Here is a 24,351-nt window from a genome sequence, read left to right as displayed (position 1 = left end):
TTGCTTGAGCGGCACCGTCGACTGAGACGATGACGACCCGGAACGGTGCAGCGGTTCACGTTACTTTTTATATGACGCCAGTAAATACGGGCATTTTCACGTCGAAACGGGCAGAATTGGCGCACTCGTCGTACCCGGGATGCAAATCTCGATGACAAGAAAATGAACCGAGGGAATTTAATTGACCTGTGCGACGTCATAAGACGGATGCATTTGGATGCACTCGGCAACAATCACCACGCAAAGGCAAACGCCAGCCTCTTGAGAGAGGCGTTTTCAAGAGGCCATCAAGGAAAAGATTATGTTGATACTCACTCGCAAAGTAGGCGAAAGCATAAACATCGGTGACGAGATCACCGTCACGATTCTTGGCGTTCAAGGGCTTCAAGTCCGCCTGGGCATCAATGCACCCAAAAACGTTTCAGTGCATCGTGAAGAAATCTACAAACGTATCCAGGCAGAACTGGCTCCCAACCAGGACCCACAATAATTCCCGCATTACCCCCTTATTCAATGCTGATTTGCCGTTCATTGGCAGACCGGCCGTACGGCGTCCCTGGGACGCCGTTTTTTATGGCCGCCGTTCTGCGCTTCGCTGCAACACCTGCTTACCCGGCCTGAAGGCGGAACGTTGCCTGCATGAACCCTTCCGAAACGCACGTCTCGGCAGCTACAGGCTGATGAGAGAGTCTGCGCGTGACCGCTTCAAGCACCGCTCGGCTGGCATCGTGGTGAAACTGCCAGACGCCGTATATGCGGCCGTCGAAGGCCGGTTCACTGCCCAATAGCGGGTCAACGCCCAGTCCCGCGCCCAGACCGAAGAGATACAGGCCCTTCAGTCGACGACCATGCTGATCAAGCGGACAACCGCCAGCGTCCGAGTCGAGACCACCTTTGGTTTCGCGAAGGCTGACGAGGTCACCCTCGGCATCCCTCAGTCTCGGCAACACGGGTTGATAGCCCGAGCACTGCACGACCACAGTGGAGTCGGCCAGGGCGAGTCGGGCCTGCTCATGTTCATCGGGTCGTCCGCCCAGTGTCTGCAACATCTGCACACGCACACCGGTTTTGCCTACGCGACCGCTTTGCAGCGCTTCGCGGCCGATCTCCAGCGCACGGTAACGCAAGCCACCGGAACGGTTGACCCGACCGGAAACCGGGCAGACATCATGCTGCGGGTCGAATATGTAACCGGCAGCGTGAGCCAGTTCTTCACTTTCGTAAAACAGCCTGATGCTGCTTCGATGAACAAGTGTCAGTTCCTGCAGGCCGGCAAACTCCAGTGCATCCGCCAGATTTTCCAGTGTCGAGAACGCACTGTGCGATCCCCCGACGATGGTTATGCGCCCGTTATCGGCCAAAGCCGGGCCAAATACTTCGCGTAACTGCACCGCGTTCATGCGCAGCAAGCGGTCGGCGCTCTGGACAGTGCAGTGGTCCGCCAGCGCCAGACCTTGTCGGGCAAGATCATCGATCAGGTGGTGTGGATCCTGGCGCCCGCCGAGATTGAGTACCAGCGCCCGGCAGCGCACGCGTCTTTTGCCGTACACACTGTCAACGTGCAGGCAAAACTCGTCGTCCCCGCAAATGACCTCATCGATGCGGGTACCGGGCCAGACCTCTACGCCATAACGTTGCACGATGTGGTCCAGCACCAGCCTGGCTGCCTCGGCCATGAGCAGGCCCACATCCGACAGTTGCGGCGCGCTCTGTGCCTGCGCCTTGATGCGCCAGTAGGCTGCGGAGTTTTCCAGGGGTTCGAACACCTCGCGCAATGCCGGATCGCGAAGGCAATCGATGAATACATCGCCTACCGAGTTGGCAGTGATCCGATAGTCGCCCAGCGCACCTGCGCCGGGCTGGTCACTTGCATCAATGACAATCAGTCGTTTCGCAGCAAGCCCGGGCATCGCGCCGCTCTTCAGGGCGTTGAACAAAAATCCCATGCCTGCCAGCCCGGCACCGCCCACCACGCAACCGCAGGCTGTTTCCATACAGTTATCAAACATAATGATGCTCCATCGTCATTTTCATACGTTGGTGCATTCCAGAAGTTCTGGATGATCGAATACCTGGCTGATAAAGCGAACCAGCGTCCATGCACGATTCGGGGCGAAACATATGCAGCAGAATACACACGCACTCATTCACGGCACTGAGGAGACGCCATGCGCGGAGAGGGTGTTATTCACAAAAAGTTACACTAGGTCCAACGGACAAAGGCCTGAAGTTCGGCCTGACAAGAAGGAGGCGTCATGCTACCGCCCTTCTTAAGACAGCGCTTTTATCAACCTAAAAAAAGTGACAATGCGTTACAAAATAAATCGGGCAATTGAATAGTTGCAAAGAAACGCGGGAGTGTCAAATGAGCTGCAAGCGGCGGCAATGCCTCAGTAACGCTTTATAACCCGATGATTTGAATGACCTTGTATCTTTTAATCGTTGAATGCACCTTCAAAAGGACAGTTTTCGGTGACATTAACGCATTCAATGCGTTCAACTTATTTTTTATCGTCTGCGCTTAAAACAGCATTCTTTCGACGCTGTTAATTTGACGAGCACCCAGCGACTATCTACCACCAGAGGTTAGCGGCCATGAAGACAGCCGAGCCTGTTGTTCGCGCTGATCCAAGGCGACAGGGTGGCCCGTAAAAACGACAAGGCCCCGATCAGCGATGATCAGGGCCATGCAATGTGATGCCAGAGCATCAGCGGGGTGCAGCGGTATCAGGCAGCGCTGTAATACGCTTTCGAGACACGTTGCATTACCGGCTCTTCGCGCAACTCGGCCACCAGTGCCGAGATGTCCCGAACGGTATTGATACGGCTGAGCGGCAGGCTCTTCTGACGCTGGGTACGCCCCGATACCGGGTCGCTTATCTGCACCGTCATCTGATCATTGGCAATCGTGCAGGTACAACGCAATGGCAGGAAAGCACGCTCAACAATGCTCCTGAGTTCCAACTCGGACAGTCCACTCGCGATCATTTCTTTATCTCCTTATGTGTGTAAGCATGTCCCGACAGTGACAATTTTTTGATAATTTTTATTGTTGATGACTTTTTAAAAACGGCCCGCGCCAGCCCGCCAATTATCTGTCGCCACTCACTTGATGCTTAAACCCCTTATACACTGCCCCCTGTACGTCAAGCAACTTCCATATCTGAATATCCATAACCCTTTTAACGCTGTTTTTTATTAAAGGCACGCACAGAAAAAACGATTCACCGTCATGCTCTTCAACAAAACGGGACTCGGCGTGAACAGCAGCGGATGAAACGCGCGTAGTAGAGGAAGGGAAGAAAGACTGACGAACGGTCGAAGAATAAAAATGCTGCTCTAACCGGGCACGACCGTTTCCTCGAAGAGAATGGGGCGTGCCCTGCTCGAAAACTTATTCTTGTTTGTCAGGTATGTTTTCTTTCGCGTCGTGGCCGGACAACCGCAGATGAATCAACGCGACACGCTCGCCGCGCTTATCGCGCTTTTCTTCGATATGGAATGGACGGAATCCCATCCGCGGATAGAACAGCAGGCCAGGGACGTTATGGTTGTAGCAGGAAGCGACCATTTCAGTAGCTTCATGCTTGTCGAACGCGATCCCCATCATGGTGGTGATCATGAAGCGCCCTACCCCTCTGGACCGGGCTTTCGGGGCGATGATGACGTTACCCAGCGAACAGCGGCCACGGAAGGTGCATTGAGAGAAATTGGCAAAACCTACCACTTCGCCGTCCATTTCAATGACGGTCGAATCATGCCGCGTCTCAAGCGCTTCGCTGAGTTGCGAGGCGGTCAGCGGGTACGTTGCCCTGGGGAACATATAGAACAGCTCATCGGCATTCTGCGGCAGCTCGCAGATGAGGGGGACGTCTTTTTCTTCCAGGGGACGGTGAGTGAACATAGGCGGTAACCTCTTGAAGAAATTGAAGAAAGCGCGGGTATACGGCAAGCAAATGGGCGAATCAGGCGGCGGTAGGTGACAAAAACACAGCGCCCTCGCCGACACAGCATAATCCGTGGCTATCGAAAAGGGCTACCTCAATAACGAATCGTGCTAAAGAGCGTGGTTATCGAGGTTGCCTTTGGCCCACGTCGCGCAAGGTATTGACGCATCGGGCTTTACTCGCATATCGGATTGCCGCTCAGCCTATGGGTATTTCCGGCGCATGTACGCAATATCCTGTAACCCGGTGTTCGTCGGCTGGTCTTGCATACCGGATGCAGATTCTGCATTTATTTCACTTTGTTGACCGGAATATCCCTCTTATGTCGATTTCGCCTCTGGCTCGCTTCAAGGCTCGTCCGCTCAGATGGGTGTGCATGATAGCCATCATCCTCGGCCTGCCCGTCGGCTGTGCGGTGCTTGAACACAAGGAGCGCGAACTGGTGTTTCGCATCGAGCCCGGTACCGCTAGCTGGTACAGCGGTTTGCCGGCAGATGTGCAGGAGATCGAACTCAGTACACCGTCATTCGGTACCTCGCAGAATATCCACGCATGGTGGTGGCCCGCTGCGGACAAGAACGCCCCGGCGGTACTGTACCTGCATGGATCACGATGGAACCTCACCGGCCAGTTGTTCCGTATCCAGCAACTCAAGGCTCAGGGCTACTCGATACTGGCGATCGATTACCGGGGTTTCGGGCAAAGCATGGGCCAGTTGCCGTCGGAAAAGTCCGTGTATGAAGACGCACGCATCGCCTGGGAACGCCTGAAGCAATTGCAACCCGATCCGCAGCGCAGGCTGATTTACGGACACTCTCTGGGCGGTGCGGTGGCAGTGGACCTGGCCGCGGAGCTGGGCGAAGACGCTGAAAAGGGCGATGCGCCGATTCAGGCCCGCGGGTTGATCATAGAATCCACCTTCACCAACCTGGCCGATGTGGCCACCGCGCTTGCCAATACCTCGCTGCCGGTACGCTGGCTGCTGTCGCAGAAGTTCGACTCACTGGACAAGATTGCAGACATCCGTATGCCGGTGCTGATCGTGCATGGCACCGAGGATCGCTATGTACCGGCCCGCTTCAGCGAACAGCTGTTTGCAGCCGCGCAGGAACCGAAGAAACTGCTATTGGTACCTGGCGGTACGCATAACAACAGCATGCAACTCGGGCAGCCCGCTTACAGCCGGGCCATCCGTGCCCTGCTCGATACACCCGCATCACTGCCTCAGGTGACAAAACAGGGCAAAAGCTCAAAGACTGCCGGTTAGACAGTTCAGGGCGCGTGGCAGTAGTCTTCGGATTCATGGCCGAAGGACCACGCAATGAACTGTATTGTCGAGTACTCAGACCCGCATCACCGCCTCGCGGTCATCCAGCTGTGGAAGACCGTATTCAATGACGACATGCCACACAATCGCCCAGACCTGTCGATCGACAAGAAACTGGCTGTCGACGACCATTTGTTCTTCGTTGCTCTCACCAATGACGAGGTGGTCGGTACCCTCCTTGCCGGCTATGACGGTCATCGCGGCTGGCTGTATTCGGTTGCCGTTGATCCGCAACAGCGCGGCAAAGGCCTCGGTACCCGGCTGGTCAGGCATGCAGAAAAGGCGCTTGCGGATCTTGGCTGCGTGAAGATCAACCTGCAGATCCATACTTTCAATGAAAGCGTGCAGGCCTTCTATCAAACCCTGGGTTATACGCCTGAGCTCATTATCAGCATGGGCAAGCGGATCGATGCCAACGTAACGGCTTAGTCCTGAGCGTCGCGCCCTTTGTTTGCCGAGGCGACCGCAACCATCGGGCGCTTCAATCATTTATTTACATGAGAATTAATATCAAATTACAATTATTGCTATTAACGTCCTAGCAGAGCATTTCCCTTGAGCACTTCCTTGCAATGCCCTCGCCGTCCCGGCACTTTTCTGCTGTCCGCGCTTTCTCTGGCGATGTTCTCCGGCGGCGCAGTACATGCAGCCGAAACTGCAACGCTGCCCGCTACGCAGGTGTCGGCAACCGCGACCGAAGCGCAGGAAGGCTACAGCGCCAAAAGCGCCAGCACCGCGAGCAAGAGTGATGTACCCCTGAAGGAAGAAGCGCAGTCGGTCAACGTGGTGACACCGCAGACCATCGCCGACTACAACGTGCGCTCGCTGGACGATGCCATGAAGTTTGTCAGTGGCGTCAGCCAGGGCAATACGCTCGGCAATACCAAGGACTCACTGGTCAAGCGCGGCTTTGGCACCAACGATGATGGCTCCGTGCTGCGTGACGGCGTGCGTTCAGTGGTGTCGAAAAATTTCGGGGCCACGACCGAACGCGTTGAAGTACTCAAAGGCCCGGCCTCGCTGCTGTACGGGGCGATGGAGCCGGGTGGCGTGATCAACGTGATCAGCAAACAGCCGCAATACGTGCAAAGCACCACGCTCAGTGGTTCGGCATACAGCGAAGGCGGCGGCAGTTTCGGCATCGACACCACCGGCCCGCTGGGCGACTCGGGGCTGGCCTACCGCCTGGTGGCCGAGCGTCAGAGCGAGGACTACTGGCGTAACTATGGCGTTGATCAGCACACGCTGGTTGCACCGTCGCTGTCCTGGACCGGGGAGCGCGCCAGCCTGACGCTGGCTTACGAATACAACGACTACGTCAGCCCCTTCGATCGTGGCACGGTATTCACGAACGGCCATCCGGCCGATATCAGCTACGACAAGCGCCTGGACGAAAAATGGGCAAATACGGTCGGCATCAGCGAAACCGCAACCGCGCGCTTCGAGTACCAGCTCAGCGATGACTGGAAAACCCGCCTGACCTACGGCTGGAACAACGACCGCTACAGCCTCTCGATTGCCCAGCCGAGCACGCTGTCCAGCAGCGGCGTGCTGCGCCGCCAGGCCAATGGCGGCCATTACGATTATGAAACGCGTTATGCCAGCTGGGACTTCATCGGCAAGCAGGAGGTATTCGGTCAGCAACATGATCTGCTGATCGGCGCCGAGCAGGAGGATTCCGACAAGTACCGCGGCAAGACCTACCGCAACGCCGTCCAGGGTGGCTTCAATATCTTTTCGCCCAGCTATGGCAGCCTGGCAGAGCCCAGTGTCGTCAGTACGACCACCAGCAACCTGAGCAATCAACTGACCTCGTCGTCCGTTTACCTCAAGGACAACTGGCACCTGAATGACCGCTGGATTCTGGTCCTGGGTGGCCGTTACCAGCATTACGACCAGTACATCGCCCAAGGCCTCGGCGCAAGCCGCAACACTAACCTGAACAAAAATGACGATATATTCCTGCCGATGGCGGGCCTGGTGTTCAAGGTCAATGAAGACCTGTCGCTGTACGGCAACTACAGCCGCTCCTTCGTCCCAAACGAGGCCGTTAACGATGACGGCACCACCTTCGACCCGGAAGAAGGCCGCAGCTACGAAGTCGGGGCCAAATATGCACTGGCACCGGAGCTCGACTTCAACCTCGCCGTGTTCGACATCGAGAAGAAAAACGTTGTGACCACCGTTGCTACTGGCGTCAGCGAAGCGGCTGGCAAAGTGGGCTCACAGGGCGTGGAGCTGGACGTGACAGGACGCATCGCCGAGCGCTGGGACATGATCGGTACTTACGCCTACACCCATACCGAAGTGCTCGACGATCCGAAGAACGAGGGCAATCGTCTCATTCAGGCACCCAAGCACACGGCCAGCCTGTACCTCACCCACCATCTGCAAGTCCCGTCCGGCTTGGGCGACTGGCACGCCGGTGGCGGCGCACGCTATGTCGGCGAACGCGCCGGCGACGATGCCAACACTTTCTATATGAGCAGCTATACCGTGGCCGATGCGTTTCTGCGCTGGGACGTGCCCATGGCCGGTTATAAAACGCGTCTGCAGTTGAACGTGGATAACCTGTTCGACAAGCAGTACTACCCGTCCAGTACCGGTAGCCAGTTGCAAGTCAATGTGGGGGAGCCGCGTACCGCACGCCTGAGCGCCAGCGTCACGTTTTAACAGGTTGCAAGGAGCAGGCCTGCGCGGGCTTGCTCGGTGGACTTGAAGGGATGTATCAGAACTTCATTCGGTAAAAGCTGATCAGCGCTTCATTGCCATACAGGTATTCGAACCTGCCGATGAACGCGCTCTTCTCCAGCCACTCGTTAGGGCCCAGAGCGACCTGAAAGCGGGGTGTGCAAGTGCACCGGTAATGGCCTTCGCTGATTGGCCATACTCCGTTCTGCAGTTCGTGCTGGCCCGTTTCGTCAACGAGCAGAGCGCCTCTGCTTTCAACGTTGATCATTTCACCCAGTTGGGTAACCAGCGTGAAACGGGTTTCCAGAAAGGCCAGCTCGGATGACAACTCAACTAGCGTATTGCTACCGCCGGAAAGTACCGAGCCGCTGAAGTTTTCGCCGTAAAACTCCCCGCCCAAAACAGTGCTGTTGCTACGCAGTCCATCGCTGCATATGCCCATGAGCACAGGAGCATCGGTCTTCAGAATCACCGTCAGCATTTTTTCCAGCTGAGGAGCCGTTGCCGTATTACCACGAAAAGAGCGTTTGACGGATTTGTTGAAGTCGATAATGGTCATAGAACTGTTCACTCCATCTTTGAATGGATTCGGGCAACGAATGGCCGGGTGCAGTCCATCGGCATTTATCTAAGCCTGCTTTTCCAGTAAGCTCCACGGAGTCGGCTGAAATCGTACCGAACGGTTCAGTTCCCGTCTAGAGAATTTTGTACATGGTCTGCTCACTGAAGAATTGAGGATATAAATGAAGGTTCGTACTGAAGCTCGACGCGAAGCCATCATTGATGCCGCAGCAAGCGTCTTCCTCGAAATGGGCTACGAGCGTACCTCGATGAATGAGGTCACCAAACGAATGGGTGGCTCCAAGGCGACGATCTACAGTTACTTCCCTTCCAAGGAAGAACTGTTCATCGCCGTGGTCAACAGGCTTGCAACCGCTCATCTGGCCGACGCGGTTTCAGAGCTGGTGATCCAGGATGACCAACAGATCGATCTGAGGAACCTGTTCACGCGTTTCGGGGAGCGCATGTTGATGGTGCTGATCAATGATGATAAAGCCCTGGCCGTGTATCGCATGGTGGTGGCCGAGTCCGGACACTCGGACATCGGCATGATGTTCTACGAGTCCGGCCCCACCCAGTGCCTGCAGACAGTCACCTCACTGATGGCGCTGGCGATGCGACGAGGTCAGTTGCGTGACGCCGACCCGCATATCGCCGCCTTGCAGCTGACCTCGCTATTGACTGCCGAGACCGACATTCGCCTTTACCAACAGGCGCCCATGCCGTTGAGCATCGAAGAAATTCGCGCCATGGTCGAACGCGCAGTGGATACATTCATGTTGGGTATGGAGAAACGTTAAGCCCGCAAAAAAGAACCAAGCGGTACAGATAAGAGCCGAAACTGCAACCCATCTGAAACACCTTGTTACTCTTTCACGGCCAAGTTAATCCGAATGAGGGCGATAGCTGTTTACCCTCTCGGAGAAATACTCATGATCCTGCGAAAACTCAACCTGGCCGCTCGCTCGACGCTTTGTTTCGGCGTGTTCTGCCTGATGATCATTTCCTTGGGCTTGCTCGCCCTGCGTCAGGCGGCCGAGCTCAATGCGGCGGAAAAATTCATCGAGACCAATGTGCTTCCGAGCGTGAAACAGCTCGCATCTATTGACCGGGAGTTCGTCAGCATCCGGGGCAACAACGCCCGCGTGCGCAATCCGATTGAACCGCAGGATCGAAAGACCAAGGCGCTCAGCGATATCCAGCAGTCTCGCTCGCTGATCGCTGGCTATTTTGACACGCTCGGCAAACTGATCGTGACTCCGCAAGGGCGCCAGGCATTCGACGAATTGTCCCAGGCACAGGCTGGGTACCAGGTGGCGCAGGATCGCTACCTGGCTTCGGTGGCAGCCGGTAATCTGGAAGCTGCAGTGGCAACCTCCAATGGCGAAATGAGAAGCGCGGCCGATCAGGTTGAAGCCGGGCTGAAGAAACTCATTGGCGTTAATGACTCCAAGGCTCAGAAAGCCGGTGATGCTGCTGAGACCGCCTATCAGCAGACGCTGTGGATGGTGGGTATCTTCATCGCCGTGGGCGTCATCACCACGCTGCTCCTCGCCTGGATGTACACGCGCAGTGTGACTGGCCCGATTGGCGATTCGTTGAGTATCGCGCAACGCATCGCTTCCAATGATCTGAGCAAGGATATCCCGCAACAGGGCACTGACGAGGCGGCGAAACTGATTGCCGCACTCGCCACCATGCAAACCAACCTGCGCGATGCCCTGATCCTGATCGGCGACTCCTCCACCCAGCTGGCGGCCACTTCCGAAGAAATGCATGCGGTCACGGAAGACGCATCGCGCACCATTCAGCGCCAGACCAACGAGATCGAAATGGCAGCCACCGCCGTCAACGAGATGAGCGCGGCGGTGGAAGAAGTAGCCAGTAACGCCGCATCGGCATCGGAAGTGACCTCACAATCCAGCACTGCAGCCATGGCCGGACGCGCGCAGGTCGATGAGACCGTCACGGCGATCAACCTGATGGTTTCCAAAGTGCAGATCACTTCGACCGAGGTACAAGGCCTCGCCGTCATGGCGACGGACATCAGCAAGGTGCTGGATGTGATTCGCGCCATCGCGGAACAGACCAACCTGCTGGCACTCAACGCAGCCATCGAAGCGGCCCGCGCAGGTGAAGCCGGACGTGGTTTTGCGGTGGTTGCGGACGAAGTCCGGGCACTGGCGCATCGCACCCAGCAATCGACCCGTGAAATCGAACAGATGGTCGGCTCGATTCAGACGGGCACCGGCAATGCCGTCAGCGCGATGGAGCAGACCAGCGTTCAGGCCCACAAGACGCTGGAGATGGCCAATGGCGCCGGCAAGGCGCTGCTGGAAATTACCGATTCCATCAGCCAGATCAATGAACGCAACCTGATGATTGCCACCGCCGCCGAAGAACAGGCTCAGGTCGCTCGAGAAGTAGACAGGAGCCTGGTCAGTATTCGTGATCTGTCCAGTCAGACGTCCGAGGGCTCCAACCAGACGGCCATTGCCACTGCCGAACTGTCGACCCTGGCTTCAAGCCTGAACCGTCTCACCAAGCAATTCCGCATCTAATACCCTATGCCGGGAAGTACGCTTCCCGGCATCTCCCCTTGTCGAATGGCCTGCCCTCATCTAAGTTGTACGACGACAGATGAACTCCTCACCTGCGCCGGTTTCACTCACCTTCAATAACGACAAGAAAAGGGATGAACATGAAAAAGCTGACACTGCTGATGGGCTTTCTGTGCCTGTTTACCGGTTACGTCGCAGCCTCAACCTCCGACGAGGCCGATGTCGCCAATGCCGTGGACAAACTGACACAGGCCATGTGGCACAAGGACATAGCGCAACTCAATGCGCTGACCGCCGACAACCTCACGTATGGCCACTCCGGCGGTACTATTCAGGACAAGAAGGCGTTCATCGCGGACATCGAAACCGGCAAGAGCGCCTTCAATGACCTGAAGATGCTCAATCAAAAGATCACCCTGTCCGGCGACGTTGCGCTGGTGCGCAATCACTTTTCGGCAGAAGCGGTGAATAGCGGCAAGGTTGTGCCGACTGAAATCGAGAACTTCCAGATCTGGCAAAAGCAGAACGGCCAATGGTTGCTCATCGGCCGTCAGGCATTCCGTTTCTGATTCCAGGTTTGCCAGTCCGTTGCGCAGCTATAGACGCTACTGCTGCGTACCGAACATTGCCGTCCAGTAGATCCCTGCGTCACTTTTGGGGTCCATTGCGTAGGCTGCGCCCAACTCGCGGAAATCCGGATTCATAAGGTTGGCGCAGTGGCCCGGGCTCAGCAGCCAGCCATCCACCACCTTGCGCGCACTGTCCTGACCGGCGGCAATGTTCTCCCCCACCTGCTGCCCCACGTACCCGGCCAGTTCGGCCCGGTCGCCAGGTGTACGGCCGTCACGATCCTTGTGGTCAAAAAAGTTTTGATTGGCCATCGCCTGGGAATGACGTTGCGCAGCGGTGCCCAGAACCAGGTTCCAGGCCAGCGGCGTGGTAGCGGCGAAGGATTGTGTGCCGCACTGGCGTGCCTGAGTGCGGGCGTTGTTGATCATTTCCAGAATCTTTTGCCCCTCTGTCTGCCAGTCGCCAAGACGCGACGCGACCAGCGAGCGCGCCAGCACGATACGCCAGTCTCGCCCTTCGCGGCTGACCCCGATGTCGACGAACTGCGGGTCCAGCACCACGCGGCAGAAACTCTCCAGTACTGCCTTGAGTGCAGCGTCTGCAGTGTTCGGGCCGGACAGGCTTATCGCCTGCACAGTAACCATCGGATAGGAGGCACGCGTCAGCGCCTGTTGCAGGTCCAGATTGCCACTGGCCGGCAGCACCAGACGTGCGTCGCTGGTCAGCGGTGGCAGCTCCATGGATACCTGCTCGCCACAGCGCTGGGCCTGGCCGCGATAGGCATTGAGGGATTCGATCAGTTGTGTTTCGTCACCGGCCAGCGCAGCACTGGCAAACACGCCAGAGCACAACACTGCCAGAAAGGATAACGACACTCGCGGGAGCGACAGGCGCAGAAGGTAATGAATGACAGGCATGAAAAGTCTCTCTCGGGCTGAGTCCGCCTATGATGCGCGAAATGACCCGGTCGGGCGCAATGCCTTTTTTATGCCTGACCGGAATTTCACAACCGATCAGGCCAGGACGTGCGCCAGACAATGCCTTGCGGGAACGACTTACAGCTTGAAATTGGCAACCAGTGAGTTGAACGAAGTGGCCAGTCGCGACAGTTCCTGACTGGACGCGCTGGTCTGGTTGGCACCTGCAGCGCTCTGGGTCGACAGGTCCTGAATATTGATCAGGTTGCGGTCCACCTCGCGAGCCACCTGAGCCTGCTCTTCCGAAGCGGAGGCAATGACCAGGTTGCGCTCGTTGATGGTTGCCACACCGAGGGTGATTTTCTCCAGCGCTGCGCCCGCCCGCAGGGCCAGTTCCTGGGTGTTGGTGGCCAGCGACAGGCTCTTGCCCATCGCCGCAACCGCACCGTCGGCACCCGATTGTACGGTGCTGATCATGCCTTCGATTTCCACTGTCGATGCCTGGGTACGGTGCGCCAGGGCCCGAACCTCGTCAGCCACCACCGCAAAACCACGACCCTGTTCGCCAGCACGCGCAGCTTCAATGGCGGCGTTCAAGGCCAGCAGGTTGGTCTGTTCGGCGATACTGCGAATCACGTCAAGCACCTTGCTGATTTCCCGCACATGCCCGGCCAGCTCGGATACAGCGCCGGTGGACGCGGTGATCTCGTGGACCATGGTGGTGATGCCCTTGACCGTGTGATCGACCTGACCACGGCCATCGACGGCATCATCTGTAGCAGACTTCGAAGCCTCGGACGTGGACACCGCGTTGCGCGCCACTTCTTCCACTGCGGCAGTCATCTGGTTGACGGCCGTTGCCGCCTGCTGGATTTCGTCATTCTGGCGAGTCAGCCCGCGGGTGCTTTCATCGGTGACGGCGCTCAGTTCTTCGGCAGCGGAAGCCAGCTGGTCGGAGGCACTGGCAATCTGTTGAATAGTATTTTTCAGACCGTTCTGCATATCGGACAGTGCGTTCAACAGTTGTCCGGCTTCATCGCCACGGTCAGTAACAATAGGTTGAGTCAGATCACCACCCGCAATGCGCTGAGCACTGGCGACTGCGACAGCCAAAGGACGAGTGATCATGCGGGTAATCAGCACACCCAGCATGATGGCCACCAGAAAGGCGATCACCACGCCAATCTCCAGCATCATTACCGAATTGGCCTTCAGGTCGGCAGCAGCGGCTGCGCCTTCCTTGATCTGACGATTGTTGGAATCGATAATGGTCCGCAGGTAACTGCGCACCTTGGTAAAGCTTTCCGAGGACAGGCTGTTCAACTGGGTCCGGGCAGCCTCGTAATTACCCGCCTTCATCAGGTCCACAACCTGTTGAGAACCGGAAACATAAGCGGGCAGCATCAGCTCCAACTGATCGCCGGCGGCGCGCTCGTCATCTTCCAGTGGCGTGGCGCGGTAAGTCGCGAACACTTTTTGCGCACGGGCCAGGTCATCGCTTAACGCCTGACGAACGCGATCCTTGTCCGTTTCGGAGACACCGCCATCCTGCGCATCCAGCAAACGGTAAAGCCCGCGGTTGTGAGCGGTGAAGCTGGTCAGCGCTTCATTAGTGTTGCCAACCGAGACGAGGTTGTTGGAAAAAGTAAGCTCAAGGTTATTGCCCAGGCGGGTCACTCCGACCATCCCCAGAGCGCCGACGGCCAGCGTGATCAATGCACAAACGATGAAAGCAGAGAGAAGCTTGGTAGAGAACTTGGACTGACGCAGGACGTTCATGGGGCTTACCTGTTGCTGAATGAGGAGTGGTGTCAGTGCCAAAATGAATTGATCAAATAGCGATGATGTCATAATGACTTCACCTCATTTGGATCGTTCCACCTCCTCCCGTTTTTTGATAGAAAACTTTGACAGGTAGCACTTGTGCGCCTAATGCCCTCTATCGGTCCTGCGTCGTCGCCCTTCTTTATCAGTGCAGCCGCAAAGTCTGCGGCACGCCGTCTGCCAGCTCACCTTCGCCAAGACGTTGCTCGACGAACGTTCTCGCCTCAAGGGTCATGCGGTCCAAATGGCGATCGCGTTGCTTCTCCGCATCGACCATCGCGCTCTTGCCGTGCTGTTTGAGCAGGTAGGCGTGAATCTGTCGCACCTCCACGGAGTTGTAGATCGGCTCGATATCCATGACCGCAAGCAGACCGTCAGTACCGTGATCACGCGTGTTCATGATGACCTGCGGACCACGCGCGCCCAGCACCTGAAAGCCCATTGCCTCGAAATACGCGGCTTTGTCGACCACGCAATACAGCTCTGCGTGCGGATAGCGACCGGTCATTTTCTCCAGCATCGCGCGTGCGATGCCCTGGCGACGATGGCTGTCGCGCACCGCCATGTAGGCTACGGCGCAGGCCTGCGGATCATCCTGCACGGGCAGGTAAAGCAAAAAGCCCAATACGGTTTCGGGATCTTCGTCGTCCAGCGCGACGATCAGCTCTACTGCCAGCTGTTGCGAACCGTCCATGGCATTCAGGTACAAATGCACCTCGTAGCCCACGCCGTACTGATAAAGGTTGTACAGCGGGTTGCTCGGGGCGATGGCCACCAGACTGATGTCCGTCACGTAGTCGACAACCATCTGCTGGATCTGGCTGCGGATGAATTCCGGCGGCGGGGTTTGTAGCAGCATGATCGTCGGCATGGGACAAGGGGCTCCATTAAAAGGTGTGTCTGTACAGAAAGTTGCCACATGATAGCGCGTCGAGGCATTCAAGACCGATATTGTCATATGGCCAGCATCCTGCCGCGCGGCAACTTAGTTGCAACTTATACGATGACCTGAAAAAAAGAATGTCAAATAGCCACCCACCAAAAAGTCGACCGCAATTATCAGTACGATCGTACCAGCACACATCACGGTCGCCAGTCTGTCACCAAATAATAAAGTTGATAATGATTCACATCTACCCGCACCAGGCGACGCACGCAAATTTAATGATTATCGACATTTTATAAAAATATATATTTTTCAAATGGATGCAGAACTAGCGGGACTACTGAAATATAACTTGATTCCCGGCATCCGAACGTGCAATCAGCGCATCAGGCGATACCGGTGCAAACTTTCTTTACCGGGTCCACCTTTTGCCCGGGTATTTATATCAATCACCCCCATACATTTTTATAATCACCGCGTTTCCCTCACGCGCCTAAGATTATCCGGCCTACTAAAAATATGAGGGATTCAAAATGCCGTTATTAAACTGGTCCAGACACATGGTGTGTCTAACTGCAGCCGGTCTGATTACTGTTCCGACCGTTTTTGCAGCCGACACCCTGACCCGCGACAATGGCGCCGTCGTCGGAGACAATCAGAATTCTCAGACCGCAGGCGCCGAAGGGCCCGTCCTGCTGCAAGACGTACAACTGCTGCAAAAGCTGCAGCGCTTTGATCGCGAACGCATTCCTGAGCGCGTCGTGCATGCCCGTGGTACCGGTGTCAAAGGCGAGTTCACTGCCTCGGCCGACATCAGCGATCTGAGCAAGGCGACCGTTTTCAAATCCGGCGAGAAGACCCCGGTATTTGTTCGCTTCTCCTCCGTGGTTCACGGCAATCACTCGCCTGAAACCCTGCGCGACCCGCACGGCTTCGCCACCAAGTTCTACACGGCTGACGGTAACTGGGACCTGGTTGGCAACAACTTCCCGACCTTCTTCATCCGTGACGCGATCAAGTTCCCGGACATGGTCCACGCGTTCAAACCTGACCCGCGTACCAACCTGGACAACGATTCACGTCGCTTCGACTTCTTCTCTCACGTACCGGAAGCCACCCGTACACTGACCCTGTTGTACTCGAACGAGGGTACCCCGGCGGGCTATCGCTTCATGGACGGCAACGGTGTGCACGCCTACAAACTGGTCAACGCCAAGGGCGAAGTGCACTACGTCAAGTTCCACTGGAAATCCCTGCAGGGCCTCAAGAACCTTGATCCCAAGGAAGTCGCTCAGGTCCAGTCCAAGGACTACAGCCACCTGACCAACGATCTGGTCGGCGCGATCAAAAAGGGTGACTTCCCGAAATGGGACTTGTACGTTCAGGTTCTGAAGCCTGAAGAGCTGGCGAAATTCGACTTCGATCCATTGGACGCTACCAAGATCTGGCCGGACGTTCCCGAGAAGAAGATCGGGCAGATGGTCCTGAACAAGAACGTCGATAACTTCTTCCAGGAAACCGAGCAGGTCGCGATGGCTCCGGCCAATCTGGTACCGGGTATCGAACCTTCCGAAGACCGTCTGCTGCAAGGCCGTGTGTTCTCTTACGCGGACACCCAGATGTATCGCCTGGGCGCGAATGGTCTGAGCCTGCCTGTCAACCAGCCCAAGGTTGCGGTCAACAACGGTAATCAGGATGGTGCGCTGAATACCGGTCACACCACCAGCGGCGTCAACTACGAGCCGAGCCGTCTGGAACCGCGTCCAGCGGATGACAAGGCGCGTTACAGCCAGCTGCCGCTCAGTGGTACTACCCAGCAGGCGAAGATCACGCGTGAGCAGAACTTCAAGCAGGCGGGTGATCTGTATCGCTCCTACAGCGCGAAAGAGAAGACCGACCTGGTGCAGAGCTTTGGCGAGTCGCTGGCCGACACCGACACCGAAAGCAAGAACATCATGCTGTCGTACCTGTACAAGGCAGATCCGGACTACGGCACTCGGGTAGCCGAAGTCGCCAAAGGCGATCTGAGCAAGGTCAAGTCTCTGGCTGCAAGCCTGAAGGACTGATGATCTGATACCCCGTCCCGGTGCTCAGTCGCCGGGACGGTTCCCGTCAGGAGAACGCCCATGAAACATCTGATCTATGGCTTGCTGCTGTTTGCCGCAGCCGCGCACGCCACACCGCCGACATCGACACCCACCCCCACTCCACCGCCTTCGGAACTGACCGCCGAACAGACTGCCAGCCAGCTGCGCACGCTGTTTTTCGATGCCTCCCGCGAAGGCAACAACCCGATGCTGGACACGTTTATCGAGGCTCATTACGACCTCAACATCCGTGACGAACAAGGCTATACCGGTCTGATTCTGGCGGCCTATCACGGCCATGAGGACTCGGTGATACGCCTGATAGACGCCGGAGCAGACCCTTGCGCCAAGGATAATCGCGGCAACACGGCGCTGATGGGTGCGATTTTCAAAGGTGAGCTGAGCATCGCCAAGCGTCTGGTTCAGGCAGATTGTGGTGCGAACCTCACCAACAATGCCGGGCAGACCGCCGCCATGTACGCCGCCCTGTTCAAACGCACTGAAGTGCTCAAGGAGCTGACCGACAAGGGCGCAGACCTGAGCATTCGTGACAGCATGGGTAACGATGTGGAAGGCTTGTCCAAAGGTGAATTCCAGGCGCCGCCTACCCGCTGACGGCTATTGGCATCAGTCTTCGCGCTCGATCATTTCGTAGATGCGGCTGGCAAACGCTTCCATGGTGAAGGGTTTGGTGAGCACCCACATCCCCGGATCCAGGTGGCCATTGCCAATGATGGCGTTCTCTGCGTACCCGGTAATGAACAGCACTTTGAGGTCGGGTCGAATGATGCGCGCGGCATCGGCCAGTTGCCGGCCATTCATGCCACCCGGCAACCCGACGTCAGTCACCAGCAGGTCGATACGCGCATCCGACTCCAGCACCTTGAGCGCAGATGCGCCTTCGCCCGCCTCGATCGGAATGTAGCCCTGATCCTCCAGCACTTCAGCCACCAGCATGCGGATGGTCGGCTCATCGTCGACAATCATCACGGTGCGCTCGGTCTGTACCGACGTCGATTCAGAGGCATCCGCAGACTCGATCTCTTCCGGCGCCCCAAGGTAATGACGCGGCAGGTACAGGCACATGTTCGTGCCCTGATCAGGCTCGGAATAAATGCGCACCTGGCCGCCGGACTGGCGCACGAAACCGTACACCATCGACAACCCCAGCCCCGTGCCCTGCCCCAGTGGCTTGGTAGTAAAGAAAGGATCGAATGCCCGATTGATGACCTCGGGCGACATGCCGGTACCAGTGTCGCTGACACACAACGACAGATACTGCCCGGGGATCAGTTCGCGGCTTTGTGAGCCGCGCTCGTCAATCCAACGGTTGGCTGTCTCGATGGTGATCCGCCCGCCTCGCGGCATGGCATCCCTGGCATTGATGCACAGGTTCAACAAGGCATTTTCCAGCTGCGGTGCGTCGATGAACGTTGACCACAACCCGACCGAGGTCACGACCTCCACGGTGATGTGCGGCCCGACCGTGCGCCGAATCAGCTCTTCCATGCCGATAACCAGCCGATTGACGTCGACCGGTTTGGGGTCCAGGGTCTGCCGACGCGAAAACGCCAACAATCGATGGGTCAACGACGCCGCACGTTTCGAGGCATCCTGCGCAGCCCCTATGTAGCGATCCAGTTCATTGAAGCGGCCCTGGCTCACCCGCGTCTTGAGCAGTTCCAGCGAGCCCGTGATGCCGGTCAACAGGTTGTTGAAGTCGTGGGCGATACCGCCAGTCAACTGGCCTACGGCTTCCATCTTCTGCGACTGGCGCAAGGCTTCTTCAGCCTGGCTCAGGCGCTTCTGCTCGCGCAGCCGTTCGCTGACATCGTAGGCAAACAGGTAAGCGCCAATAGCCTGCCCCTGAGCATTGCGCAGCGTGCTGTAACGTATTTCAAAATGGCTGGCAGGATCGTTCGAGTCGCTGAAGCTGACGCTTTCGGCGAACTCTTCGCCCGCTAATGCGCGCGTCCAGCGCCGTTCAAGGTCAGCCTTGCTCTGCGGCCGGTCGTCGAGCAAGTCGAGCATACTGTCACCGACTTGCGGCCGGATGCCGAACAGGCGCTCGAACTCGCGCAGCGCTGCGCCATTGATGGCCATCCAGCGAAAATTGCAGTCCACGACATGAATGATCGCATTGGTGCCGTTGACGACATCGGCCAGCACATTGCGCTCGGCAACGGCTTCGACAATGCGCGCCTCCAGTGTCTCGTTCAACTGCTTGAGCGCCAGTTCAGCGCGCTTGCGTTCAGTGATGTCTTGAAACAGCACAGCGACCTGCCGGCGGCTGGCCGGCTCGATGCGAAACGCAGTCAAGGCCAGATAACGCCCGGTGGCCACCAGTTCGCGCTCGAAACGGATCGGCTTGCCAGTCCGCAATACGTCGCCGTAAAACTCCACCCAGCCATCGGCCTCCTCGCGAACCATCTCGCGCAGCTTCTTGCCCACCACATTGGAAATGCCGGCGTGGTACTCGTAGGCCGGGTTGGCTTCAACGTGAATGTAATCGCTCAGCGGACCGTGCGGCCCGTCAAAGAACTCAATGATGCAAAAGCCTTCATCCATCGCGTTGAACAGAAAACGATAACGCTCCTGGGATTGTGCCAGGGCATATTCGGCCTCCCGACCGGTGACGCTCAGGCTCTCTTTGAGCGAAGCGTTTTCCTGCTCCAGAGCCGCTAACCGGCTCTGGAGATGTTGTAAATCTGTCGGGGTCACAGCGGCAGCACCTGAGGTATTGGTTGCGCCGCTTTCCCGTCATGCGGGGCGGCACGAGCACGCTACGAGAAAAACCGATCGCATGCAAAAACAATGGCGTTTTGAGCTCAAATTTGTTGGTTTTCGCCAAACCAGCGCGAGACAGGTTTGTGTGTACGGCATTGAGAAGAACAGGAGCATGCCCTGCCGGACGGATCCTGTGCCGCGCGTGGTCTCAGTTCGACGCTGCGGCGGTGGCATGCAGGCGCAGCCATTGGTCTGCGACCTGGCCCATGTTCTTGGGCTCGCCATTGTTGATCCACGCCATGAATGGCCGGTCGAACCTGAACGACGTCCCGCACTGTCCGGTCATGAAGCGCCTCACGTTCTGCGTATTCCGATAATGCTCATTCACCGGCGTATCGCGCGTAATGAGATCGGAGTGCCAATCGAAAGCCATGCCTGATTCCTTGTGCTGTCGGGTTGCAGGCACTCTTTATAGCGGGATTCTGTTGCAGTCGCGAGGCTGGAAAAGCTCGTGGCGTACAGGAAATTGCGCAAACCCGCCTCACTCTCCCGCAAACGGCACCAGCGACTCCAGCAGCCACGCGCCCGCAGGCCCCAGACTGCGCTGGAACGACCAGATAACGTCCACCGCCGAGCGCCGCGGCCAGCCGGAGACTTGCAGCTCTTTCAGAAGGCCGCCCGAATAGCGCGACACCAGCCAGCGCGGCAATGCCGACCAGCCAAAACCGAACGCAGCCATGTCCATCAACAGCAGGTAATTGGGCGCCGACCAATGCCGATGGCCGCTGGTGGGCAGATCGTCGGTAGGGATGCTGTGCTCGATCAGCGTATTGAGGCGCAAGGCGCGATAGCGGGCCAGCTGTTGGTAATCGACCCGTTCCAGCGCGGCAAGCGGATGTTTGTGCGACACGAACAGGCCGAAATCGGCACTTTCATCGATGGTCGCGTGACCGATCTCCGGTGGATAGCTGGCTTGCGCCGACAGCAGCCCCAGTGACGCCCTCCCGGACTGCACCAGGCTGATGGCGTCGCCGTGCTCGGCGAACACGCATTCCATCTCGAGCTCTGGAAAGCGTTGATCGAGTTCGGTCATCAGCCTTTCGAAATCGGCAAACTGGTTGGCATCCGACAGCACCAGCGTCAGCCGTGGCTCGACGCCTGCCGCAAGCCGCGCGGCAGCACGACGCAGCCGGTCCGAGGCGCACAGCAGATCATCGACACGACCAAGCATGACCCTCCCCGCTTCGGTCAGCACCGGTTGCCTGGAAGAACGATCAAACAGCTCCAGCCCCAGATCGATTTCCAGGCGGGCGATCGCTTCACTGATGGTCGATTGACTCTTGCCCAGGCGGCGTGCGGCGGCACTGAACGAACCCAGCGCTGCAATCTGAACGAAGGCTTCCAGGGCTTCTGGCGAATAACTCATGGCGCTCTCATATCGGTTTAACCGATGGTATTGATTTTCAGCTTAACGCAAACACCGATGATAATACTGCCATCCATCAGTACCAAGGGCAGCGCAGTCATGAGTAACAGCCAACCGCACATCGACCGGCAACCCGGCGCAGTCAGCAAAACCCTGCGTGAGCGGGCACTGCATGCCGCCCTGTTCGAAGTCGGCGGCGTGATTCTGGTCGCACCGCTGCTGGCCTGGCTGATGAACCAGTCGCTGGCAATGATGGGCGCCATGACAGTGATGATCTCGACCATCGCCATGCTGTGGAACATGACCTACAACGCGCTGTTCGACCGCCTGCGCAACCGCTACGGATTTACCATGAGCCTGACGGTGCGCGTCCTGCACGCAACGGGTTTCGAAGCCGGACTCATTCTGGCCGTGGTGCCGCTGGCCGCATGGTGGCTGACGATCAGCCTGATGGAAGCGTTCTGGCTGGACATCGGCCTGCTGCTGATGTTTCTGCCCTACACCCTGCTGTTCAACTGGGCATACGACACGCTGCGTGAGCGCTTGGTACAGCGACGTCTGGCAAGGTGTGAGGTGTAATGCATCAGGCACACGCATGCCGTGCATCAAATGTTCTTACTGGATAATCAAATCCTCGCCATTGCACACTGTTCCCCACTGACCCAGGCAAGGACACCCTTCGATGACAACTGAAGTACTCAAACTGGCGGCGTTCAGCGATGGCGATCGCGGAGGCAATCCGGCAGGCGTGTGGATTGGCGATGCGTTACCCGATGATGCCGTCATGCAGCAGATTGCCGCCGACATCGGTTTCTCCGAAACGGCGTTCGCTGCGCCTGTCGAAAGCGGTTGGCGGGTGCGGTATTTCTCGCCGCTCGCAGAAGTACCTTTTTGCGGGCATGCAACCATCGCCCTGGGCGCAGCGCTGGCGGCACAGCAAGGCGATGGCGTGTTTCAGCTGACGCTCAATCAGGCGCAGATTACCGTCGAGGGCCATGCGCAGGGTTCGCTGACGTCGGCGGCGCTGCAATCGCCGCCCACGTTCAGCAAGCCGGTCAGTACGCCGTTGCTGGAACAAGCCCTGGCGCTGTTCGGCTACAGCCATGCCGATCTGGATGAGCGTATTACGCCCGCGCATATCAATGGCGGTGCCGGACACCTGCTGCTGGCGCTGAACAGCCGGGCCAGGCTCAAGGCCATGCGCTATGACCAGCAGGCGGGTCACGACCTGATGGTCCGTGAAGGCTGGGCGACGATTCTGCTGGTGTGGGCCGAAACCGATCAGTTGTTCCACACCCGTAACCCGTTTGCTTTCGGCGGTGTTTATGAAGACCCGGCCACCGGTGCGGCCACTGCAGCATTGGGCGGTTATCTGCGCGATATCGGCTGGCCGCACGGCGGCCTGATAGACATTGTTCAGGGCGAGGACATGGGCAGCCCGTCGCGCCTGCGCGCCGAAATCCCGCAGCAACCGGGGAGCTCGATCCGGGTGTCAGGGATGGCGCGCAGGTTGTAACCGGGATCAGGTCCTGAGTTTGCTGCCACCGATCGCCACGCCCAACAGCATCACCGCGACGATCATGAACGCCAGTTCAAGACTGCTGACATGGGCGATGAAACCGATTGCCGCAGGACCGATCAGAATCCCGGCGTAACCGACTGTGGTAATGGCCGGGATCGCCACGCTTTCGGGCATGGTCTTCTGCCGGCCGACCGCGCTGTAGCAAACCGGTACGATGTTCGAACAACCCGCGCCCACCAATGCATAGCCCAGCAGCGCAGCCTGCCAGACCGGGATCAACGTCGCGACGGCCAGCCCCGCCGCAGCACACAGCCCCCCGAGAATGATCACTCGATTGGAGCCGACCCGTTTTACCACCGCATCGCCAAACAGACGCCCCAGCGTCATGGTCGCGGCGAATACCGCATAACCCAACCCGGCATAGGAAGGCTCGACACCACGCAATGAGGTCAGGAATACCGCGCTCCAGTCGAGCATCGCGCCTTCGGCCAGAAATACGGTGAAGCACAGCAGGCCGATGAACAGCACCACACCACGCGGGATTGCGAAGGCTGGCCCATCGGACGGACTGCCGTAAGGCAACAGATTCGGCGCCGCTTTCGCCAGCGCAATCAAGGTCAGGAATACCACGATCAGCATCGCCGTGAATGGCGAGATGCCCAGGCTGAGCAAGCCGGCGACACCCGCCGCACCGACAATCCCGCCAAGGCTGAACAGGCCGTGAAACCCCGACATCATGGTCTTGCCGCTGGCGCGCTCGACAATCACCGCCTGCACGTTGGCCGTGCAATCCACCCCGCCCATGCTCGCGCCAAACAGAAACAGCGTGGCGATCAACAGCGGCAGACTGGAGATCGTAGCCAGTAACGGCAGGCACAGGCAGATCAGCAGCGTCGAACAAACCAGCAAACGCCGACAGCCGAACCGCGCCGCCAGCGCTCCAGCCAGCGGCATCGAAATGATCGAGCCCACCCCCAGACACAACAACAAGAGCCCGAGTGTGCCCTCATCAAGGCCCATGCGCTGTTTGACGTAAGGCACCAGTGGCGCCCAAGAGGCCACACTGAAACCGGCAATGAAAAACGCGATACGCGTCGAAGACTGCTCCGCCCGAGCCTTGGCATCCTGGGCTGCGGTGCTGAAAGAGGTCATGCATGCTCCTTGTAATTTACCGAGTACGGTCACACCGGCCAGCGCGACAGCCTAACAAAGCTGATCGATTAGCCAAAACCTCTGATGCACTTGAAGGAGGCTCGTTCCATCGCCGTGCCGGGGCCGTCTGATTTGCAGCTTTTTGCACCTCAG

General features: G+C 57.8%; 22 protein-coding genes and 1 pseudogene. 11 read left to right on the top strand and 12 right to left on the bottom strand.

Annotated features, from left to right (window positions below):
• The first annotated feature begins 301 nt into the window (after positions 1-301).
• A complete protein-coding gene (gene csrA / locus BLR20_RS14150; RefSeq protein WP_002554157.1) occupies positions 302-490 on the top strand; it encodes a carbon storage regulator CsrA in 189 nt (62 codons plus the stop codon).
• A 118-nt stretch (positions 491-608) separates the two neighbouring features.
• Here csrA and BLR20_RS14145 read toward each other — a convergent pair whose 3' ends face one another.
• From BLR20_RS14145 to BLR20_RS14135, 3 genes are all read right to left on the bottom strand, one after another.
• Positions 609-2,009, bottom strand: coding sequence for a pyridine nucleotide-disulfide oxidoreductase (locus BLR20_RS14145; protein ID WP_054992831.1), 1,401 nt, complete (start codon positions 2,007-2,009; stop codon positions 609-611).
• Between the two features lie 718 nt (positions 2,010-2,727).
• Complete coding sequence (locus tag BLR20_RS14140; protein ID WP_010435352.1) at positions 2,728-2,988, bottom strand: DUF1652 domain-containing protein; 261 nt, start codon at positions 2,986-2,988, stop codon at positions 2,728-2,730.
• 406 nt (positions 2,989-3,394) lie between these two features.
• Positions 3,395-3,904 (bottom strand): GNAT family N-acetyltransferase, encoded by a 510-nt coding sequence (locus BLR20_RS14135; RefSeq protein ID WP_032611662.1) that lies wholly within the window; start codon positions 3,902-3,904, stop codon positions 3,395-3,397.
• Positions 3,905-4,269: 365 nt separating this feature from the next.
• On the opposite strand from BLR20_RS14135, the gene BLR20_RS14130 reads away from it, so the two are divergent.
• The 3 genes from BLR20_RS14130 to BLR20_RS14120 all read left to right on the top strand — a co-directional run bounded on the left by BLR20_RS14130 (position 4,270) and on the right by BLR20_RS14120 (position 7,947).
• Entirely contained in the window at positions 4,270-5,214 is a 945-nt protein-coding gene (locus BLR20_RS14130; RefSeq protein ID WP_054992832.1) for an alpha/beta hydrolase, read from the top strand.
• Between the two features lie 54 nt (positions 5,215-5,268).
• On the top strand, positions 5,269-5,703 hold the full coding sequence (locus tag BLR20_RS14125; protein ID WP_054992833.1) for a GNAT family acetyltransferase: 435 nt from the start codon (positions 5,269-5,271) through the stop codon (positions 5,701-5,703).
• Between the two features lie 126 nt (positions 5,704-5,829).
• Positions 5,830-7,947, top strand: a complete 2,118-nt coding sequence (locus tag BLR20_RS14120; RefSeq protein WP_025991057.1) for a TonB-dependent siderophore receptor — start codon at positions 5,830-5,832, stop codon at positions 7,945-7,947.
• A gap of 55 nt (positions 7,948-8,002) precedes the next feature.
• Here the strand turns inward: BLR20_RS14120 and BLR20_RS14115 are convergent, their stop codons facing one another.
• Positions 8,003-8,524, bottom strand: coding sequence for a DUF3237 domain-containing protein (locus BLR20_RS14115; RefSeq protein WP_010435364.1), 522 nt, complete (start codon positions 8,522-8,524; stop codon positions 8,003-8,005).
• 184 nt (positions 8,525-8,708) lie between these two features.
• Here BLR20_RS14115 and BLR20_RS14110 point away from each other — a divergent pair, with 184 nt between their 5' ends.
• The 3 genes from BLR20_RS14110 (at position 8,709) to BLR20_RS14100 (ending at position 11,656) form a co-directional block, all read left to right on the top strand.
• On the top strand, positions 8,709-9,326 hold the full coding sequence (locus BLR20_RS14110; protein WP_054992834.1) for a TetR/AcrR family transcriptional regulator: 618 nt from the start codon (positions 8,709-8,711) through the stop codon (positions 9,324-9,326).
• Positions 9,327-9,419: 93 nt separating this feature from the next.
• Positions 9,420-11,087 carry a methyl-accepting chemotaxis protein gene (locus BLR20_RS14105; protein WP_420875066.1) on the top strand — a complete coding sequence of 556 codons (1,668 nt, stop codon included), beginning with the start codon at positions 9,420-9,422 and terminating at the stop codon, positions 11,085-11,087.
• Positions 11,088-11,227: 140 nt separating this feature from the next.
• A complete protein-coding gene (locus BLR20_RS14100) occupies positions 11,228-11,656 on the top strand; it encodes a nuclear transport factor 2 family protein (protein ID WP_032611700.1) in 429 nt (142 codons plus the stop codon).
• A gap of 36 nt (positions 11,657-11,692) precedes the next feature.
• On the opposite strand, the gene BLR20_RS14095 is transcribed toward BLR20_RS14100, so the two are convergent.
• From BLR20_RS14095 to BLR20_RS14085, 4 genes and pseudogenes are all read right to left on the bottom strand, one after another.
• Complete coding sequence (locus tag BLR20_RS14095; RefSeq protein ID WP_010431950.1) at positions 11,693-12,574, bottom strand: CAP domain-containing protein; 882 nt, start codon at positions 12,572-12,574, stop codon at positions 11,693-11,695.
• Between the two features lie 138 nt (positions 12,575-12,712).
• On the bottom strand, positions 12,713-13,576 hold the full coding sequence (locus BLR20_RS28485) for a methyl-accepting chemotaxis protein (RefSeq protein ID WP_411326961.1): 864 nt from the start codon (positions 13,574-13,576) through the stop codon (positions 12,713-12,715).
• Positions 13,571-14,353, bottom strand: a pseudogene (locus BLR20_RS28480) (MCP four helix bundle domain-containing protein); the annotation flags it as partial. The pseudogene BLR20_RS28480 and the gene BLR20_RS28485, both read right to left, overlap by 6 nt.
• A gap of 190 nt (positions 14,354-14,543) precedes the next feature.
• Entirely contained in the window at positions 14,544-15,269 is a 726-nt protein-coding gene (locus BLR20_RS14085) for a GNAT family N-acetyltransferase (protein WP_054992837.1), read from the bottom strand.
• Between the two features lie 575 nt (positions 15,270-15,844).
• Between BLR20_RS14085 and katB the strand changes: the two genes are divergently transcribed.
• Positions 15,845-17,350: a catalase KatB gene (gene katB / locus BLR20_RS14080; RefSeq protein WP_010431959.1), complete on the top strand. Its 1,506-nt coding sequence runs from the start codon at positions 15,845-15,847 to the stop codon at positions 17,348-17,350.
• Positions 17,351-17,410: 60 nt separating this feature from the next.
• The gene (locus tag BLR20_RS14075) at positions 17,411-17,986 is read left to right on the top strand and encodes an ankyrin repeat domain-containing protein (RefSeq protein WP_054992838.1); all 576 of its coding nucleotides are present in this window, start codon (positions 17,411-17,413) and stop codon (positions 17,984-17,986) included.
• A 12-nt stretch (positions 17,987-17,998) separates the two neighbouring features.
• Here the strand turns inward: BLR20_RS14075 and BLR20_RS14070 are convergent, their stop codons facing one another.
• From BLR20_RS14070 to BLR20_RS14060, 3 genes are all read right to left on the bottom strand, one after another.
• Positions 17,999-20,092 (bottom strand): hybrid sensor histidine kinase/response regulator, encoded by a 2,094-nt coding sequence (locus BLR20_RS14070; RefSeq protein WP_054992839.1) that lies wholly within the window; start codon positions 20,090-20,092, stop codon positions 17,999-18,001.
• Between the two features lie 214 nt (positions 20,093-20,306).
• On the bottom strand, positions 20,307-20,531 hold the full coding sequence (locus BLR20_RS14065; protein WP_010431968.1) for a DUF6434 domain-containing protein: 225 nt from the start codon (positions 20,529-20,531) through the stop codon (positions 20,307-20,309).
• 108 nt (positions 20,532-20,639) lie between these two features.
• Positions 20,640-21,524, bottom strand: a complete 885-nt coding sequence (locus BLR20_RS14060) for a LysR family transcriptional regulator (RefSeq protein ID WP_054992840.1) — start codon at positions 21,522-21,524, stop codon at positions 20,640-20,642.
• A 99-nt stretch (positions 21,525-21,623) separates the two neighbouring features.
• Here BLR20_RS14060 and BLR20_RS14055 point away from each other — a divergent pair, with 99 nt between their 5' ends.
• The gene (locus BLR20_RS14055; RefSeq protein WP_025990966.1) at positions 21,624-22,103 is read left to right on the top strand and encodes a multidrug/biocide efflux PACE transporter; all 480 of its coding nucleotides are present in this window, start codon (positions 21,624-21,626) and stop codon (positions 22,101-22,103) included.
• 103 nt (positions 22,104-22,206) lie between these two features.
• Complete coding sequence (locus BLR20_RS14050) at positions 22,207-23,040, top strand: PhzF family phenazine biosynthesis protein (protein WP_054992841.1); 834 nt, start codon at positions 22,207-22,209, stop codon at positions 23,038-23,040.
• Between the two features lie 6 nt (positions 23,041-23,046).
• Here the strand turns inward: BLR20_RS14050 and BLR20_RS14045 are convergent, their stop codons facing one another.
• On the bottom strand, positions 23,047-24,198 hold the full coding sequence (locus BLR20_RS14045) for an MFS transporter (protein WP_010431980.1): 1,152 nt from the start codon (positions 24,196-24,198) through the stop codon (positions 23,047-23,049).
• Between the last annotated feature and the right edge of the window lie 153 nt (positions 24,199-24,351).

Origin of the sequence: Pseudomonas congelans, from assembly GCF_900103225.1 — a bacterium.
In the GTDB taxonomy this organism is placed as follows: Bacteria; Pseudomonadota; Gammaproteobacteria; order Pseudomonadales; family Pseudomonadaceae; genus Aquipseudomonas; species Aquipseudomonas congelans.
The sequence above is the reverse complement of the archived record's forward strand: the minus strand, read 5'-3'. Positions and strand labels throughout refer to the sequence as shown.